Origin of the sequence: Fusobacterium sp. DD2, assembly GCF_018205345.1 — a bacterium.
GTDB lineage: Bacteria > Fusobacteriota > Fusobacteriia > Fusobacteriales > Fusobacteriaceae > Fusobacterium_A.
Genome location: NZ_JADRHM010000044.1, coordinates 1 through 19,583 on the forward strand (window position 1 = coordinate 1; position 19,583 = coordinate 19,583).

Consider the following 19,583-nt stretch of genomic DNA (forward strand, 5'->3'; position numbering starts at 1 on the left):
TCTTACTCTTTTTTAGGAAAAAGAATAAAGAGAGGATTATATCAAACTTCAAAAGGTTATATACTTAATGCAGATGTAAATGGAGCATTAAATATTCTAAGAAAAAGTAATGTAGCGGACTTAGAAGTCCTATACAGTAGGGGTGTAGTGGACACACCTGCAAGAATAAGGATAGCTTAACTATCAAACTTCTTTAGAACTACTCTGATGAGTAATTACGAAGCTCCCACCTCTATAGGTGGTGAGTAGTTCACCTATGGGATATATCTGGATTACTTTTGCAAAAATCACATACATATTTACTCAATTGATGAGTGTTTTTTTGATATGACTCCTTATCTTGAACTTTATAGGAAAAAACCAATTGATATTTTAAAAGAGATAATTAACGAGGTATATAGACGTACTGGAATATGTGCTACTGGAGGTCTGGGAACCAATCTATTTTTAGCTAAAGTGGCTATGGATATAATATCCAAAAGGGTTCCAGATAATATTGGGGTACTGGATAGGAAATCCTTTTATGAGCATCTCTCTGAATATGAGCCTATAACTGATATATGGGGTATAGGACAGGGGATTGCTACGACCCTTGCTGGTATTGGGATAACTAACCTGAAAGGGATTAGAGAGGCAGATTGCGAGGTTATGTATAAATTATTTGGTATAAATGCAGAGCTTTTAATTGATCATGCAAAAGGGATAGAGACATGTACCATGGAGGATATAAAAAGATATACCTCATCTTCTCACAGTGTGAGTAACTCTCAGATACTTTTTGAGGATTATAACTATACTGATGCATGGACTGTACTTAAAGAGATGATAGATAATCTTCTGTTGGAGATGGTTCCCTTTGATCTTAAGAGTGACAATATCTCCCTCAGTGTTGGATATTCTGGTGAAGTGCGTAAAAGAACAGGAGGATCCAGAAAACTTCCTTTCTATACAAACTCTTATAAAGTGCTGGAAACTGCCTTTAAAAGCCTTTTTAGGGATACAGTTTCATATGAGCATCCAATTAAAAAACTGGGTATTTCATTTAACAATGTAAAACATATAAGCAGGTTGCAACTCCATCTTTTTGATGAGTATAAAGATGATGCTGATGAAAACAGAGTGCAGAAAACAGTTGCTGATATAAAGGTAAAATTTGGTAAAAATTCAATAATGAGGTGTAATTCCCTTAAAAAGAAGGCCACTGGAATGTTGAGAAATAAACTTATAGGTGGACATAATGGATGGTGATAATATGAAAAGAGAGGACAGAGCAAAACAGTTTATGCCCTTTGCAGCACTGAAAGGGTACTATGAAATGATAAAAGAGGTGGAGAGACAGAAAGAGGAAGAAAATAATAGTAAAATTTGTTTAAAAAAATGGGGTTGTTCCAAATTAAAAAAGAATAAAATTCTCTAGGGTATAAATATTTTCTATTTATCTTGCTCACAGAAAGAAAATCCGAAACTTACTTCGTTCAAACAGTCGAATTTTCAGTATTCTGTTTCGCTGCATAAATTACGAAACTATTTCTAATATCGAGAATTTTATTCTTATAATTTTAGAGATTCACAACCCCATTATTATTTATAGTGTGGTGCCTGAAAGGGGATTTGAACCCCAAAGGTGTTTTAATCCACCAGAAGATCCTGAGTCTTCCGCGTCTACCAATTCCGCCATCCAGGCTATATATTGATTTTATATACTTTGGATAAAAAAGTCAATATTTTTTTGAATAAAAACAAATTAGTTGTTGGTACTCTCCTCAGTAAACTCTTCATATCCTGAATTAAACATTATTCCCATCATAAACATATAATAATAATAAGCTGTCAGTTCCTTATCACTTGGAGTATTGGAAAGTAATGAATAAAAAGAGACACATGGGAATTTAGTTATTCCACTGTAGGAATCACGTTCTTTCTCATTTTCTTTAAGATAGCTCTCCAGCATTTCTTTAGAATAAAAAAACTGTCCTTCATAGAGTTTAATGGTATCTTTCATATTTTCGAAACGGGCAAAAAGAAATCCACTTATTCCTTGTGGGACGAATGCAAAGGGAATATAGCAGTTTTTAACTTCTTCTATCTTTACTTGATCAAGATCTGCAATAGAGAAGTCCCAAACTATAGAGTTTCTAAAAAAACCATACGCAATATTTGTAGAATAGTCTACTATTTCTTCAGCTACTTCATTTGTATTTCTATCATGAATTTGAATAGTTAACATCATCTTTTTTTCCATCTCTGTCAGAGAAAAATCAATCTTTTTTTCTCTATGATTGTATAGAAAAAACATTTCAATATCACAAGAGATTTTTTTAAAAAGTTGCCATGGAAGATTTGCCATTCCTTTACATTCTATATATCCTTTATAGTCTGTATAAGCTTTAAAGGTGTTATAATATATATGCTGAGAGATAAGACACGGACCATTATAGACTCCCTGGTCTTTTAAAACTTGTAAGGAGCTTTCATCATCGTAATACATATTTCCAAAAAAGATGATATTGTTATTGTTATTAAAAATGCAGAATAAACAATTCTCTGTTTCATGGAATGTTTCCAATTCAAAAACCATGTACATATCTTTAAAAAGTGGCTCATCAGTTATATCTTTTAAAAACAGCTTTTTATTTTTTATCTTCCCTGCAATCTTTTCTCCTGTTTCATTTATCTCACTAAGAGATTTCTCAAAAATGTCCAAAGTAGGAGTGCCATCAGGATTAGCGTATTTATTTAATCTATAAAACTTTATTTTTTCTTCCATGTTACCTCCAGTTTTAGAAAAAAATAATAAAATAGAAATCTGTATTTTTATTTGCACTCTTTCTCTTTTTTCCTCTATTTATATAAAAAAAATAACCAGCAGAATATTCTACTGGCTATCTTTATCTATCTTGAATTTGGTTAGGCACTAATTATTTTTTATATCCGCATTTTGGACATACGTGGTTTTCATTTAAAGCAATACCACATAATGGGCAACGTTCAATATCATTTTTAGTTGTGAATTCTGCAGATGTAGCATTTACACCACTTGTAAATGTGATTTTAGCAATGTTAAGTTTGTCTTTTAATAAGTCGTAAACAATCTTAATCATTCCTTCAACGGTCATAGTTTCTTTAGTTACAACTAAACGGCAATCAGGGTATGCAGTAGCAAGTTCAGTTTTGAAAGCTTCTCCCTTCATTACATTGTTAGGTGCTCCATCTTTTATTCCTTGTTTTTCATATACATCTAATATTGCAGGTAATAATGGGTCATCTTCTCTTAAAACTAAAGCGTGGTCAAAGTTCTTTAATAGGCTCCATGCTGTCTTTTGAATTTCGTTACATGGGAATACCATATTAACTCCTGGATTAACTGAATCTTCTACTTCAATAGTTAATACTCCAGTGTGACCATGTAGATATTGAGCTTCCCCTCTAAAACCATAAAATCTGTGTGCATATTGTAAATCAAATTGTGCAATACTTCTCATAAAATTTCCTCCCTTAAATTTCGACTAATAAACATTTTATTAACAGCACTTTCTATACTTAATTGGTGCTGTATTTATTTCATGTGATTATAATATCACTTATTAAACTCATTGTCAATATAAAATTATAATGTTTTTGTAATTATTACAAAATAGTAAGAAAAACCCAGTAAAAATAAGGAAAATAAAAAATATAGAAAATAAAAAAACTGATGCAAATCTATAAAAATAAAATTCTTTAAGCTATCAATTCTTTCTATTTATATTGCTTACAGAAAGAAAATCCGAAACTCACTCCGTTCAGACAGTCGGATTTTCAGTATTCTGTTTCGCTTCATAAATTACGAAACAATTTCTAATGCCAAGAATTTTAATTTTTATAATCTTATAAATGCATCAGCTTTTTTTATATATAAATTTATTTTTCTGTTTTTTTTACCTTTATGCTCTTCTTTTTGTGATTTTTCAGATAAAGATAAAAGGCGAACATATTGATTATGAAATCAAATACCTCATTGTATGGGAAAATATACTGAGGTTTTTCATCGTAATCATTATATGCAGCAAGTGTTTTTACATGAACAAATGGGAATTTTCTGATTCTTCCTCTGTTTTCATAATTGCTTTCCTTTACCTTATCTCTTCTGTAAAATAAAGTTGTGACTATAAGGTCTATATCCTTTTCAGGAGTTCTTTCAAATATAGTAATCTTATCCAATCCATCTTCTTTTTCAATAATAGATATAAAGAAATTTAGAAGTTTTGGTATGTGAGTAAGCTCATATAGACTCAATGTATTTCTGTCCCTGTGGAGATCTTTTAAAAAGTGTAAAAGATACTTGGGACATGTGTTTATACTTACTGGAGAATAACCCTCCTGTGTATATTTATTAAGTATAATTTTTTTATCGTGCTTCTCAGTTGCAGATAAAAAACTGCTGTCCTGCACATGATTATAGAGAAAATATACTGCAATGAGAGTTGTAAGTTTATGCAGATCATGGTAGTAGAAATCTTTTTCCTCTTTGCTCATACTATTTACCTGCTCATATAGATATGGCATCTTGGTAAGGACAAGACAAGGGTATGCCAAAAGTCCAGCATAGGAATTTCCTGAGAGTTTTAAATGCTGAAGTGTTTTAATATCCTTTGCATTATATGCCATTTGCCCTGTAACAATAAGTTGTGACTTTTTAGCTCTTTTCTTTTCCATTAAAAAGAAACAGTCTGTAATTCCATCATTGGTAAATCTAATAAAATAGTTTTTATATTTTTCAAAACCTGATAATTCTTCAAGATTTAATAGACGATTTTTTACAAGTAAGGAAATTTCTTTTCCAGTAGCTGTAATATATTCTCTAGGTATTGTATCAGAAATCTTGTTTTTGCTATTCTTTACGAATTTACTTATTTCAATAGTTTTATTCATTATTTTTAATCCCTTCCTTGTTTGAAGTATATTATACGTAGATAATATACTATATTAGGCTAAATTTCAATCACTTTTTTAAAAAATACACACTTTATACATATTTATGACGTGAACATGACGAATAAATATAGCTATTTTTCACAATTTTGACTCAGTTATATATTTTTTAAATAATTACAATGTTTTTTTCATTATTATAAAATAATTTAAATTCCTTTCCAGTAGTTACTAATAGTTACTATTAGTTCTCTTACTAAAATTCCACAAGTGGCTTACCATATGTTAATAGGAATAAAATGGAAAAATAGGAGGAGCAATGGCAATTATAAAAGTGAAAAAAAGAGATGGGTACTATATTAAAATTGATAAAAAAAGTGTAGAGGATGCAAAATTATCCCTTAAGGCAACTGGACTTCTTGTATACCTTATAGGAAGACCTGAGGATTGGAAGATAAAGGTGGAACACCTCAAAAAGACTAAAAAAGATGGAATCGACTCATTTAGAACAGCTCTTATGGAACTTAGAGACAATAATTATTGCCACCTATTTGAAGTGAGAGAAAAGGGGATAATCAAGGAAAATATATATGTGGCATATGAGGTGCCAACACCATTTAGTAAGGAGCTTTTAGATACACTTAAAAGTGAGATTATAGAGGTACCTGAAGGGTGCACTTTAACATATAAACCTTCAAAGAATGAAAAAACAGAAGTAAAGAATAACAGGGGAGAGATGGACAAGTCATCTGGAGAAAAACCGTCAGCGGAAAATCCACGTGAGGAAAAACCACAAGTGGAAAAACCTCTAGCGGAAAATCCAACACTACTAATAAAAGAATATACTAATAATAGATTTACTAAGGATAGAGTAACTAATAAAAGATTTACAAATAAAGAAACTACTACTAGAGATGGTGAGTTTGAAAAGAATGAGAAAATGAGTAGTAGTCCTTTTGTGTATAATTTTTTGAAAAAAGAGATATATCCAGAGCTTAATAATAACACCATAAGAAATATCCAAAAGAATATAAAAGGGCTAACTGAGGAGAGATTTCATAAGGTGTATAAATTTACTGAGGAGTATGTACAATCTGGAAAAGGGGAGAATTTTAATGCAATACTGTACATGGGATTGAAAGGTGAGTGGGATTTTGAGGTTAAGAAAAAAGAGAGTGTTAAAAATGAACTTACTTCTGAGAAGAAAAAGTGGCTCTCAAGATACAGTGGAATTACAACAAATAAGGAGCTGAAAGCAGAGGTTGAGGGGATTATAAGCTGTATTCCAATAGAGGAACTGAATAAAAGCAGAAGCAGACTTTCTCAGCTTGATATATATGGATTTAAGAGTTATTTAACGTCTTTAAAATCAAGATGCAGAGGGATGAGTGCTTAAAAAAGCTGGAGGGTTAGTCCAGCTTGGTAAAGTTTAGTTTATAATAATTTTTTCTCTTTATCTTTAACGTTATTTTTATTTTCAAGTTTTCCTATTAATTCAGAAATTTTTGGATATTGATCATGTTTTTCCTCAATTTTTCTTTTTAATTCACCTATTGAAGAAAAAACCTTATCTCCTAATAAGAAAATGTTGTCTTGAATTATTTGACTATTTTCCAAAACATTTAAAGTCTTATCAAAGTCAATAAAAGGAAATATAAATGTTTTCAGTACTTTTAAATATGCAATTTCATCGTCATTTGTATTTAAATGTTCATTAAATACTCCTAAATTTATAAATTTATCTATAAAAAATAAAAATTCATCTTTTGTCATAGTTTCACGATTGTCCTTAAGATACTCTTTTTTTATATCAATTGTTATAGGTTCGATTAATATTTCTTTGTTAATTCTTTTATAAATTGAGTCAAGAATCTTAATATTTTCTGCATTTAGTTTAATTTTATTCTTGGATATGTTTTTTAAAATATCAATATATTCCTCACATATTGAGTTTGAAATTTTAAAAGCATTTCTATCCAGTAATAAAGATAGTATTTCTGATTTGTCATAAGATTCACCACTTATCTCATTAAATAAAAATTTTTCAGTATCTTCATCTTTAAAATATTCAATATATATTCTTTGAAGAAGGTCCACAGACTTGAATTCAGGAAACTGACTTATATCTGGCATAAACTCCTTAGAAATTAATTCTGGAGCATCCTTATAATCTATTTCAATTTCTGAATTCATATAAAATTGATCAAATATTTCAAAGAATTTTTTGATATCATTGTCCTCAACTATATCACGAATGCTATTATAATTTTTCAATACATTTAAAACATTTAAATGTTGAATATTATTATTTTTATATAGTGTATTAAGTACTTTCTTAATAAATTTAGAACTTTTATATTCAGAAAACAATTCTAGTATTTTATCAAATGAAATATAATAAACTATTATTTCTGAAATTTGATTTAGTAATTCATTATCTGTAATATTAAATATTGTATCAAAATAAGAAATACTACTTTTTTCATCTGGATGCTCTGCTACTATACTCATAAAAATACATAGCACATACTTTCTTATTTCGCTGTCTTTCTCGATTATATCTCCAGAATTTGAAAAAAATGACGAAAGTTGAAGTTCTAATTGTCCGAAAGTTTTTTGAGTATTGATTAACTCCTCATTTAAAACAATATAAAACCATTCATCAATATCTTTACTTTCTTTATTTTCAAATAAAGCGGAAGTTAATTTTTTTAATCTTTCCATTTTGAAATTTTTTAAAACTAATTTAATGGCATTTACCATATTTTTCGGAAGTTCTTTTATATTTTTTTCTAAATAACTATCAAGTGATTCATCAGATACTTTAAATTTATATCTCTTATATTTTTTATCTACTATTTTTAATACTTGTAAAAATAAATCTGGTTCACACGTATGCTCTACCATGTCATTTTCTATATCAATACCTCTGTCTTTAGCATAATCATCCAACATCATAATTTCATTACACGTTTCTGTTATTTCTTCTGTATTATAAGATATATCCAAACTTGCTAATTTTTTTATAATATGTGCAGTTTCAGTAGGACATTTTTTGATTAAAATTTTATGATAATCTTTAAAACTAAATTGTGTTGTGTTATCATCAAACAAATCATGAACGACATGATTTAAAATTTTCTCCCATTCTTTATTTGGCTCTATATTTTTTATAGCAAGTACAAGTTTTTCTATATCTACTGTAGAAGCATTAAATAAAAAAACAACAGTTTCTAAAACATGAAAAAATCCTTCTACTTTAACGCAATTATCAATTACTTCATAATTTCCATTTCTTAAAGCTACTTCAATATCTCTTCCTAATAAGGTTTGAATTGCAGTATTAGGAGTAACACCAAAATATAAAGCAGATAAATACTTTGGTGTTTCTTTACCTAAAATTTTAATATATTCAGAAATATCACATTTATTATTTTGTTTTTTTGTATCATCTGAATCAAAATCTTCAAGTATAATTTTTCTAAAATCTTTATCTATTTCTTTCTTAAAAAGCACGTATAAAGCTACATATTTTAATGGAATATCATCATAGATAGAATTTAATACGAGCATATCATTTATAAAAATTTTTATATCTCTTGGTGTTATTTCATAATTTCTTTTATCGTACAATATTCTTATACTTTCAATGTCCATTTCCGTTATGCCTATATTTTCAAATGCATCTTTCATTAGATTAGAAAAATATTCTTTCCAATCTTTTAAAACAGGTGGTGTTACTTTGTATACTACTTGAAAAGTTTTTTCTAAAATTTTACTATCATCATTTGCTTTCAACCCAAGTAATAGGTGTTCTTTTGAAAAAGGAACAATTACTGTAATATTGTCATATCTTTGCTCTGAAAAGAAAGTATGGACTGAAGACCAGATTTCACTAACTTTTTCAGGTGGTAATCTATCTATGTTATCATATACTATTATCATTTTTTTATTATGTTCCCCTAAAAATTGCGAAATATTATTCATCCATTTCTTAAACTCTCTAACAGATGGTTCTTCAGTTGACGTAATTGTTTCCAAAGTTTTATTTAAAGTTTTTTCTCTATATAAATAAAATAACTCTGAAAAACTTATATCTATTTTTTTAAAATACTTTTTGTAACAATAACACATTATGATAACAGCTATAAATGATAAAAGTATTAAAAATTTCCATAATAAATTTCTAAGCCCTGAACCTAATGAATTTGCAATTAAATTAAAAATATAACCCATACCCAAAAATAATAACATCCATTTGCTTAAAGCAGGAACTTCCTTTTGTTCTGTTCTCGTTTTTCTTGCTAAAAGATTAGTTAAACTATTTTCCCATACGTTTTCTTCTCCACATCCACTAACTTCGACCATCTTCTCAGTCAAATTCTCTAAGAAAGATCTTCTTTGTAAATCTTCTTGATGTGCCCATGCATCGTAATAGAAAAAAATATATTGATTTGGAATTTTATTTTCCCCTTGTTTTTGTTCCTCTTCTATTTCTTTTTCTACTATTTTAATAACATTTGACTTTCCACTCCCCCATTTTCCTTCTACTCCTATTAAATGCGGGGTAATATATTCATCATTACATAATATTAATTCTTTTATTTGTTTTGCTATTTTACTGTGTGCTTGAGATGCAAAACTATCATTACCTTCAGCTTTGTCAGATAAAAATACATGTTTTATTTTTTCCAATATTATACACCTCTTTTTTTTTTAAGTTTTTACGAGCTTTTTTATTTACTAAAGTCTAATCCTGTTTATTTTAATAACGTTAAATTATTCATTAAATACATTTTTATTTATCATACATCTTCAGTACCATTATAACATATTTACACCTGTAAATTCCATTACTAGCGTAAATCCCTATAAAAGATACATAATATAATCTAGTCAGCTAGAACATATCCGTATATTATTATATTTTAACTGATACAAGATAAAGATTTCCTCACATACCTGCAAGTCTTCAAATTATATAGTATAATATTAACAGAAGAGATATACTATATAAAATCAAGGAGGGATTTATATGGGATGTTTTTCAAAACAACCAAAGGATCCAAATAAGGGAAAATATGTAAAAATAGTCAATGTGATTGGTGATAAAGAATTTGAAAAAGCTATGACTGATATATTACTAAGCGGAAGAATAATTAAGGAGATTCATTATTCTTTTGCTAATAGTAGTACTCACTCAGCACTTATAATATTTGATGTAGAAAAAGAAGAACAGTTAAAAAATAGATAAACCAAAGATACAGGGTGGAGTATTCCATCCTGTTTTTTGTGATAAATTACAGAACTCTACCAATAGGTTTTAAAAATAAAATTCACGGGCATTAGAAATTGTTTCGTAATTTATGCAGCGAAACAGAGTGAGCAAAATAAATAGAAAGAATTTATAGCTAAGTGAATTTTATTTGTTAACCTGTATAGAATTTCTGAAAAACATCATCACCAAATCATCATATTTTTTTTAAGTAAATAGGCAATTAACACTTGTAAATACTGGTGTTATTATATAATAAAATAGTACTATATACCATTGAATATTCAATTTTAACATGGTATAATCATAAATATATCACATTTTTTTCTTTAACATTTCACAAGATACTTATCTTTCATACTTGATAGAGATATTACAGAATGTTCTTTATAACACAAAGGGAGGAGTTATGAATAACATAGCTGAAATTGAAAAGAGTATCAAAAGATTTCTCAAGAGATCTAAGACATTGAGTTAGTTATTCAGCAGGAGTGCTTGTAGCATTTCTGATAACTGGAAACTTAACTTATGCAGAAGAGATAGTAATTATAGAAGAAATTATTGAAAATGTACCTACAAGACAGGAGTTAGGTGCAGAAATTCAAGGTGAACAAAAGACTGTTGAAGATTTAATAAGAAAAAATGAAAGCAGTGCTAATCACCTTAATCTTGAAATATTACAACTTTTAGAGCAGGGTAAACAGGTAATTAAACCTTGGGAAAGATCATGGCAAGTGGGAATTAACTATTGGTGGAACAGGGATAAAATTCATGACAGATACCCATATAGTTATAGGTTTGAACGTAGTAAAAATCTTTTTGTAAGAAACACAAGCCCAATCAGTTCGAACTTTCATGAAGTTGAAAAGCTGATTGAACAGGAAAAAAAATCAAATCCTGGTAATTATATCTACTCATATGAAGGGGAAACAGATGATGAATACCTACAGATAAAAGTACCTGTAGAGTATCCAATTGGAATTGCACTTACACCTTCAATTAAGCCAAGGATAGTTGAAAAAGAACCTATTTCAATAAGTGTAGAATCCATTCCAATAACAGTTCCACAATCTGTAAGTATTCCTGCATCACCAGATGAACCAGCACAACCTGATGTAAGAATAAATACTTTTGCACCAGTGAGTCCTGATATTGTGATGCCGCCAATGCCAAGACCATCAAATCTTGTGTTCCTGGCATATGCAGATAACAACTTTGGAGGAAATATATATTCAAGTGGAGATTACCTTAATACTGTAACCAGTGGAACAAAATTTAAGTCTGGCTTCCAAATCTATCATAACACCTGGGGAGATAATGATTGGGGACTACCACCTGATAAATTAACATTCAAAACTAATTATATTTCTGGATTTCCAAATGATATCAACTTAAAGAACTTTAATGAAGCAACTGACAGAGAAAATGTCATAAAAATCGATTCATTCAACCCTTCAGCAGCACCTCGAATATCTATATGTGGAATAAACGTGCCACAACCTAAGGGATTTGTGGCTGACCCTACTGGAAAAGCCAGTTTGGAAAATAAGTTTGCAAGAGAAAGCACCAAAAGCAAATGGATATGAATCTCAGACTTTAAATTACTATACAAAAGAACAGCTGGAATCTAGAAATAGCCAATACTTTATGGTTGGTGGAGGAAGAGCAATAGAATTTGACAGTGATGCAGCTTCATTGGTAGTTCCAGATGCCAAGATTCAGATGGCAGGACCTCTTGTATTTGGAGTAGCAGTTCAGGATTCAAGTGATGATAAACATATTAGAAACTATGCTACAATAACTGATATTGATGAAAAAGATGAACTCTACATACAAAAGATGCCAGTTTACAAAGATACAAGGACAGGATCAAATTACCTTAATAATCAATACACAGTTAAAGATTCAAGTGGTAATGTTACTCAAAAACCTATGAATGTTCCTATACTTGATGCAGATGGAAATAAGGTTACACGAAGTGATGGAACTGTAAAAACAAGAAATGTACTTTTAGGACCAAGTTTTCCTGGATCTCTGTCTTTTATGCACCAGAACAAATTAGTTCCTAATGCAAAATTAGCTGAATATGAGATAAGAAGAAGTAAAGATGGTTATGTTGGATATAAGATTGGATTAGCACAGATTGAAGAGGAAAATACAAAAGGTATAAAAGAAAATGATGGAATTATAGATTTCAGAGGAGAAAAAAGTATAGGACTCTATGCTTATAGTTCTTATTTAAAGAGAAATGGAGAATCTTATTCTATTTACACTCAAAGTCCTACTGAACATATAGTTTTTCCACAGATTACGCTTTCAAAGTATGAATGTCCTGAAACTGAGTTAATTACAATGGTAAAAGACAGATATAAAACCATTGCAGAAAAATATAACCAGGATAATCCAGGCAGCACAAAACCAACTGAAATTGTAGATACAAGTTTTAAAGATGAAGATTTAAAAGAACATATTAATAAAGTAAGAAGCACATATATTAATCCACCAATAACTGCAACAACAGTTTCATTGATAAATGGTAAAGGAAAATATCCTAACTGGGGAAATAACAATGTTTCTAGTGATTATCCAGAAGGTAAGGAATACACTGGACAGATAAAAATGAGTGGAAATAACTCTTATGCTATGAAATGGTCAATGGCAACCAGTCCAAATTACAATGATAATAAAGTATCATTTATAAACAGTGGAGAGATAGAGCTTAGAAAAAATCCTGATGGTGTGGATAAAGCAGATAGCTCTGTTGGAATGGGATTACTTATAGATGACAGCTTTGTAAGACCTAATGTTGATTTTAATGTAGATGACTTTTATGCACAGCTTCCTAAAATAGTAGATGCATATACAAAATATTCAATTGAACATAACGATTCTAAAAAAAAGGCAGTTGAATTAATTGTCATAGAGGATATTATGAAAGAGGCAAGAAAATATTTGGAAAACTCTTTATATGTCTCTCTACCAAAAGGAAAAGCTGTAAATGATGGAAGTATCAAGCTAAAAGACAACATAGCTAACAGTGTCGGAATGTATGTAAATATTGCTTCAGATATGACTAACAAGGGAACTATTGAGATAACTGCTGACCCAGAGGTATTTTCAAACCCTGAAACAGTTCCTGAAGCAGTAATTGTAAAAGATAATAAAGTTGAATACCTTATGAATATAGGGATGTATGCAGAACAGGTACCAGTATCTGATGCAGGAATCCTTGTAAAACTAAAAGACCAGGATCCATCTACTAAAGTAATAAATGATACTGATGGATATATACATCTTTTAGGAAAACAATCCGTAGGTATGATCTCTGATGGTAAGGTTAAAGAAGAATTTACTAGCACTCACAAAGAAGCTGTAGCACAGGCTATAAACAAAGGTAAAATAGACAATGCCGGTCATGGCAGTGATATGAAAAACAGGGTTTTTGGTATGGTGGCTCAAAGAGAAGCTGATATATTAAACGAGGGAACTATAAACATTGAAAATGTAACTGGCGGTGCGGGAATGGTTATTAAAAAAGAGCATCCGACAACTCCAGTTTCAGCTACTGGTAAAAATGAAGGAAAAATAACAGTGACTGGTATAAAATCAGTTGGTGTATTTAACGAGGGAACTTTTGAGATGAGTAACCCTAATGCTGAAGTTACAGCAAAAGGAAAAGGTTCTATGGCTGTATATGCCAGAGTTACACATGCCAATGAGCCTACCCTATTAAAAGGTGGTACTATAACTGTAGCTGATGGAGCAGTAGCTCTATATCCTGACAATACTTCAATAACTCTTGATAATTCAAGTGGAAATCTGAAAATCATTGTTGGTAAAAATTCCCTACTTACATATAACTATGGAAGTGGAAATAGATTGCCAAACTATTCAAGTCTTGAACTTGCAAGTGATGTAGATGTAAATATCCTGGAAGGTGGCACTGCATTCTATATTGAAGATACAGCTACAGGTAACCAGTCCACTTTTATAAAAAAACATATAGACTGGTGGGTTAAAACTAAAACTCCAAATGGTCCTGAAAAATTACATCTGAAGATGGATGACGGAAGTATTCTTCTGCTTCTTAATAAGAGTAATATAAAACTTAGCCAACTTACCACAGTAACTGATACATTTGGAGATAATATTGTAGTTGAAAATGGACCAAATGGAACTGGAGATTACAAGCTATTCTCTGTCTACCGTGGAACTATGATTGTGGATAGAGCAGGAGATTTTGATAATCCAGATGATATGCTTGGTAAGATAAATATGACTGCAGCAAATGTAACTGTAGAAGCACAAGATCCAGATGGAAATCCTGTTGTAGTTAAAGGTGCAAAACCAGGACAGATAGCTTTCTACCAAAATAACTATGAGGGTGGAACTATTGATAAGATTAAGATAATCAATAAAGGAAAGATTGAACTGACTGGAAACAGTGTTCCTGCAGATCCAACAACTGGTAAACCTGCTAAGACTACTACTGCTCTAGGTGGAGGATATGTAACTGTTAACAACATTGGAGATGTAGTTGTATCTGGAGATAACGCTCTGGCTATGTACGGAAACAGTGGAACTATTCTTTCTAACAGTGGAAATATAGAGCTAGGTAGCGGTTCAGTAGGAATCTACGCTATCAATAGAGATCCAAGTTGTGAAGTTGGAAATGAAAATATAAATATCACAAACACAGGAACAATTAAGGCTATTGCTGGAAAAACTGGAACTTTTGGTATACTTGCTAAAAATGATAGTGCAACTTATCCAAGTGCAACATCTGACATCAAAAATGGACCAAATTCAGCTATAGACCTAACAGAAGCACCAAACTCTATTGGTATATTTGCTGAAGACACTAAAGTTGAGAATAGAGGAACAATAAGTGTTAAAAAAGATTCTACAGCTATAAGCATCAAAGATGGAGAGTTAGTAGATAATGGAACTATCAATCTTACTGACAGTGCTATAGCTTATGATATAAGAAAAACTCCTGGTACAACATCTAATCACATACTTAACTCTACAATAAATCTTAAAGGAGATAACAATACAATATTTGTATTTAAAAATGAGGCTGTAGACCCAATAAGTTCAAATATAACAATTAATAATGATCCTTCTGGAACTAAGAGATTTAACTATATAGCTATGGAGAATGCTGAAATAAATATTGCAGCACCTGACTGGAGAGCTCAAAACTACAGCACACCTGGAATGGTACTGGTAAATGCTCACAACTCTAAAGTTAAGGTAAATAATGATATCACTTTAGATGGAGATAACTCAGTTGCAATATACTCAATCAAGGATAATCCTGTTGCAACTTATGATGTGGATACTGAGGGAACTATTAACTTAAATGGAAAAAATTCTATCGGTATATTTACAGATAAAACTGGAGTATACAACAAGAGTGCAATGAATATTGGAGAGGGTAACACAGGTATCTTTGTTTCAGAATCACTAGATTTTAAAAATGATGGTGCTATTAAGTCTGGTTCAAATTCAACAGCAGTTCTTACATTTAACTCTGATAAGTTTGAAAACAACGGAGATATCATAATTGGTGATGGAACTGGTACTATTTCAAAGGCTCAAGGTATTGTAATTAAAAACACTACTGGTGTTTTAAACAATGCTAAAATTACAACTAATGGTCAGGGAAGCGGAATTGTAGGAATATATGCTGAAGGAAATGGAGATGTTAAAAACAGTGGCGAAGTTAATATCACTGGTAACACTCCTACAGATAGTAAAAATATAGGAGTATATATAAAAGAAAAAGGAACTAAGTTTACAAATGACAGTAAGCTTATAACTGGAGAAAATACAGTAGGATTCTATGGTTATGATGTTGATTCTACTGCAAACTCAAATATAGAGATTGGTAAATCAGGAATTGGAATACTAACTCATGACAACACTATAGCTAATCTTGCAGGAACTATGAAGGTTGCCCAAGGTGAAGAAAATAATGAAACAATTGCTCTTCACCATGATGGAAAGGATTCTGATATCAAGATGAATTTCTCATCAATAGACCTTGGAAAACACAGTATTGGACTAAGCATTGCAAAGAAAAATGGTAACAACAAGGTTGAGATAAGAACTCCAAATGCTAAGCTCAATGGAGAATCAATCTATGTTTACTCAATTGATGAAACTCCAATTGCTGGTGGAATTGAATCATGGACAAATTTAAAGGGAAGGTCAACAGATAACACTACTGAAATTTCAGATGGAAACTATGGATACTATGTAGCTGGACAGTTTGAAAACCACGGAAATATAGATTTCTCACATGAACTGGGAAGTATAGGAATCTACTCAACAAGCAATAATCCAAATATGAAACCTGCTATAAACAGTGGTATTATCAACGTTTCTCAAAGTAGTACTGAAAACTTAATCTATGGTATCGGTATGGGAGCAGGTCATCTGGAAAAGGATGACTATGGAAATATCCTAAGTGAAAGCAGTGGTAACATAATAAACAAAGGTACAATAAATGTAGATAAAGAGGAAAGTATCGGTATGTATGCAGCAGGAACTGGTTCTAAGGCTACAAACGAAGGTACAATCAACATTAGAGGTAAAAAAGCTATGGGTATGTATCTTGGTAAAGGAGCTGTAGGAATAAATGCTGCTGGAGCAAATATTGAGATATTCCCAGGAGCTACAGGAGCATCAGCAATATATCTTGATACAGGTGCTATACTTAAAAACTATGGTAACATCACAATACATGAAGATACAGGAAAAGGAATATACAAGGTTGTAGGTGGTAAAATTGAAGCTAACACAACTAATGCACCAGTATATGAGCACAATGCTATGTCAGGTAATGAAAAAACAGTAGGTAGCACAGTTATCACTGTTCATAACCCTGGAGAAAATAAGGATACGAATATTGCAGTAGATGGAATCCTTGTAGAACCAATATACTTTGACAGAGTTAATATGACTCCAACTTCAGATTATACAATTGATGAGGTAATTGTTAAGCCTGAAGTTGTAGAAGGACTTATGCCAGACCATAAAAACGAAGGTGCAATATTTGAAAAGATTGGTATGTATGTTGATACATCTGGTATTGACTTTACTCACCCAATCAATGGTACTCTTAAAGTAAATGAGGCAGATCTGATAATAGGTACTGAAGCTGCTGAAGCAACTAATGAAACAACTATCATTGTTGGAGATAATATCTTTAATGAGTATAACGCAGCTATTATAAATAACCCACAGGTTGAACAATGGAATGTACTATCAGGATCACTTACATGGGCTGCTGCACCGAATAGATTTAATGGAAGTCAGATACTTCAAAATGTTGTAATGACTAAGATAAAATATACTGATACAGTAGCTAAAGACAGTCAAATCTACAACTTTATGGATGGTATGGAGCAAAGATATGGAATGAATGCTCTGGATTCAAGAGAAAAGAAAATGTTCAACAGAATAAATAACATTGGTAAAAATGAAGAGATCCTTTATAAACAGGCTGTAAATGAGATGTTAGGTAAACAGTATGTCAATACTGCTAAAAGAGTTATGTTAAGCCACAATAGCTTTTACAGAGAGTTTGATGACCTTATGAGCTGGCAAACTAATACAAAAGATACTATGAAGGTTAAATTCTTTGGTGAACATGACAAAATCGGTTCTAGAAAAGGAAGAGGAGTTGGCTATAAACGTGATGTTCAAGGTGTATTTGTACTTAATAACAATGAAACTGTAAGACTTGGAGAAAGTAGTGGAATGTTCTTAGGTATGGCTAACGAGCAGTTTAAGTTTAGAGATATAGGAAAATCTAAAGAGAAAGCTATTACAGGTCAGATTGGATACTATAAGTCAAATGCTTATGGATATAACAATGAATTTAACTGGACTTGGAAGGCTGGTCTTGAAGGATCTTATAGAAAGATGGATAGAAGATATCTTGTAGTTGATGATATATTTAAAGCAAAATCTAAATATCACTCTTATGGAGTATTTTTAGATAACACATTGGGAGTTAACTACAGACTATCAGAGCATTTTACAATTGAGCCTTATGCAGGTGTAGACCTTGCAGGTGGAAGAATTAGTAAGATACATGAAAATAGTGGAGAGATGAGACTTGATGTCAAATCTAAAGACTATATAAGTGTACTGCCAAATGCAGGAGTGGAAGTAAAATATGATACACCTCTTGAAAATAAAAAACTTGTAGCCTCAGTTGATGTCAATGTCTCAAGAGAGTTTGGGAACATAGATAAGGCTCAAATGAGAGCAAGAGTAAATAGAACTACTGCTGACTACTACAAACTTCCCAAGGAAAAGAGAGAGAAGATTGATCTTGGAGTAGTAGGAAGAATAGGAGTAGAAAATGAAAGTTATGGAGTAGCAGTAAAAGTTGGATATTCAACAGGTGATAAAGCTCTTAATGGTGGTTTAGAGTTCAGAATGAAGTTCTAGATTACCCCCTAAATAAAGAGAGAGGCTGTTGTTAAGTCGTACAATTTAGAAATGCAACAGCCTCATTCTTTCTATATATATTTAGTATATAAAAAGTTAAACAAATTCAATGGTTTACTTGACTTTTTGTGAGTAATATAGTATCATTTAGGTAAGAAAAAGGGTATCCAAAATAGCAGCTGGGTAATAAAGACCAGTAAGTTGGCGAGCAACAGAAAAACTCGAAATTGCAGTTGGGTATTCAGACCAACAAGTTGGTGGACAACAGAAAAACCTTTTCAGCTACCTTTCGAGGTAGCTTTTTTTTTAAACTGGGGGGAGAGATGCAGGATAAAAAGAAACTTTTTAAAGAGATTAAAGAAGCGAAAAGTGTATTTGATGAACTGTTATTAAATAAGGAATATAAATATATTTATAAAAATGTAATAACAGGTAAAAAAGAAAGTTTTGAAATGAAATGTAAAGCAAGTAATTTTCTTCATTTAACAGGAGTTCAGACTAACCTTTCAGGTTCAAATTTTTATTCAGCACTGGAGAAAAAGAGATTATCCTTAAAAAATATTGATTATAAGGAAAATGGAACTACAAAATTAAAACTAGATATGTTCAAAAGATTGAATTTGTTATTTTCAAGTGCTGTACAAGTTTGTTTTCACGACAATTTTTTTCTTTAAAATTGGAAGTTGATATTTTGCTGCACAGAACTAAAAGAGAGCATAAAGATATAATTTTGGGATTAAAAAAACATGAAAAAGGAGAGTATTTTGTACCAGCGTCACTTTTAAAAGAAAGGCCTAATAAGGTTGGGGCTTACTTTTCTCAGGTATTAGCAATATTAAGAAAAGAGAAAGGTGAAAAAGATTATTCAACAATTGTATATCAGAGTAAAAGTTATAAAAAAACCTCTTCGTAATTAACGGAGAGGTTT

At 30.9% G+C, this 19,583-nt stretch carries 11 protein-coding genes, 1 tRNA gene and 2 pseudogenes; 9 read left to right on the forward strand and 5 right to left on the reverse strand.

From position 1 onward, the window contains the following. The 3 genes and pseudogenes from IX290_RS07610 to IX290_RS07620 all read left to right on the forward strand — a co-directional run. Nucleotides 1-180 (forward strand): annotated as a pseudogene (locus IX290_RS07610) (RNA-guided endonuclease TnpB family protein); the annotation flags it as partial. An 87-nt stretch (nt 181-267) separates the two neighbouring features. Next, complete coding sequence (locus tag IX290_RS07615) at nt 268-1,248, forward strand: DNA repair protein (protein WP_256436449.1); 981 nt, start codon at nt 268-270, stop codon at nt 1,246-1,248. Next, nucleotides 1,238-1,417 carry a hypothetical protein gene (locus IX290_RS07620; protein WP_211492620.1) on the forward strand — a complete coding sequence of 60 codons (180 nt, stop codon included), beginning with the start codon at nt 1,238-1,240 and terminating at the stop codon, nt 1,415-1,417. Before IX290_RS07615 ends, IX290_RS07620 begins: the two co-directional genes overlap by 11 nt. A 176-nt stretch (nt 1,418-1,593) precedes the next feature. Here the strand turns inward: IX290_RS07620 and IX290_RS07625 are convergent. The 4 genes from IX290_RS07625 to IX290_RS07640 form a co-directional block, all read right to left on the reverse strand. Next, nucleotides 1,594-1,684 (reverse strand) — tRNA-Leu (locus IX290_RS07625). A gap of 60 nt (nt 1,685-1,744) precedes the next feature. Further along, the gene (locus IX290_RS07630; RefSeq protein ID WP_211492621.1) at nt 1,745-2,767 is read right to left on the reverse strand and encodes a hypothetical protein; all 1,023 of its coding nucleotides are present in this window, start codon (nt 2,765-2,767) and stop codon (nt 1,745-1,747) included. Nucleotides 2,768-2,918: 151 nt separating this feature from the next. Next, nucleotides 2,919-3,482: a 6-carboxytetrahydropterin synthase gene (locus tag IX290_RS07635; RefSeq protein ID WP_211492622.1), complete on the reverse strand. Its 564-nt coding sequence runs from the start codon at nt 3,480-3,482 to the stop codon at nt 2,919-2,921. Nucleotides 3,483-3,900: 418 nt separating this feature from the next. After that, entirely contained in the window at nt 3,901-4,911 is a 1,011-nt protein-coding gene (locus IX290_RS07640) for a hypothetical protein (protein ID WP_211492623.1), read from the reverse strand. A gap of 319 nt (nt 4,912-5,230) precedes the next feature. Here IX290_RS07640 and IX290_RS07645 point away from each other — a divergent pair, with 319 nt between their 5' ends. After that, nucleotides 5,231-6,307, forward strand: coding sequence for a hypothetical protein (locus IX290_RS07645; RefSeq protein WP_211492624.1), 1,077 nt, complete (start codon nt 5,231-5,233; stop codon nt 6,305-6,307). A 38-nt stretch (nt 6,308-6,345) separates the two neighbouring features. On the opposite strand, the gene IX290_RS07650 is transcribed toward IX290_RS07645, so the two are convergent. Beyond that, complete coding sequence (locus tag IX290_RS07650; protein ID WP_211492625.1) at nt 6,346-9,606, reverse strand: P-loop NTPase fold protein; 3,261 nt, start codon at nt 9,604-9,606, stop codon at nt 6,346-6,348. Between the two features lie 340 nt (nt 9,607-9,946). Here IX290_RS07650 and IX290_RS07655 point away from each other — a divergent pair, with 340 nt between their 5' ends. The 5 genes and pseudogenes from IX290_RS07655 (at nt 9,947) to IX290_RS07675 (ending at nt 19,568) form a co-directional block, all read left to right on the forward strand. After that, entirely contained in the window at nt 9,947-10,165 is a 219-nt protein-coding gene (locus tag IX290_RS07655; RefSeq protein ID WP_211492626.1) for a hypothetical protein, read from the forward strand. Nucleotides 10,166-10,671: 506 nt separating this feature from the next. Continuing rightward, a pseudogene (locus IX290_RS07660) lies at nt 10,672-11,772 on the forward strand (autotransporter-associated N-terminal domain-containing protein); the annotation flags it as partial. Then, nucleotides 11,738-18,655 (forward strand): autotransporter domain-containing protein, encoded by a 6,918-nt coding sequence (locus IX290_RS07665; protein WP_211492628.1) that lies wholly within the window; start codon nt 11,738-11,740, stop codon nt 18,653-18,655. The pseudogene IX290_RS07660 and the gene IX290_RS07665, both read left to right, overlap by 35 nt. Before the next feature lie 323 nt (nt 18,656-18,978). Beyond that, nucleotides 18,979-19,329 (forward strand): PBECR4 domain-containing protein, encoded by a 351-nt coding sequence (locus IX290_RS07670; RefSeq protein WP_211492629.1) that lies wholly within the window; start codon nt 18,979-18,981, stop codon nt 19,327-19,329. A 2-nt stretch (nt 19,330-19,331) separates the two neighbouring features. Further along, complete coding sequence (locus IX290_RS07675; RefSeq protein ID WP_211492630.1) at nt 19,332-19,568, forward strand: hypothetical protein; 237 nt, start codon at nt 19,332-19,334, stop codon at nt 19,566-19,568. Nucleotides 19,569-19,583: the final 15 nt, after the last annotated feature.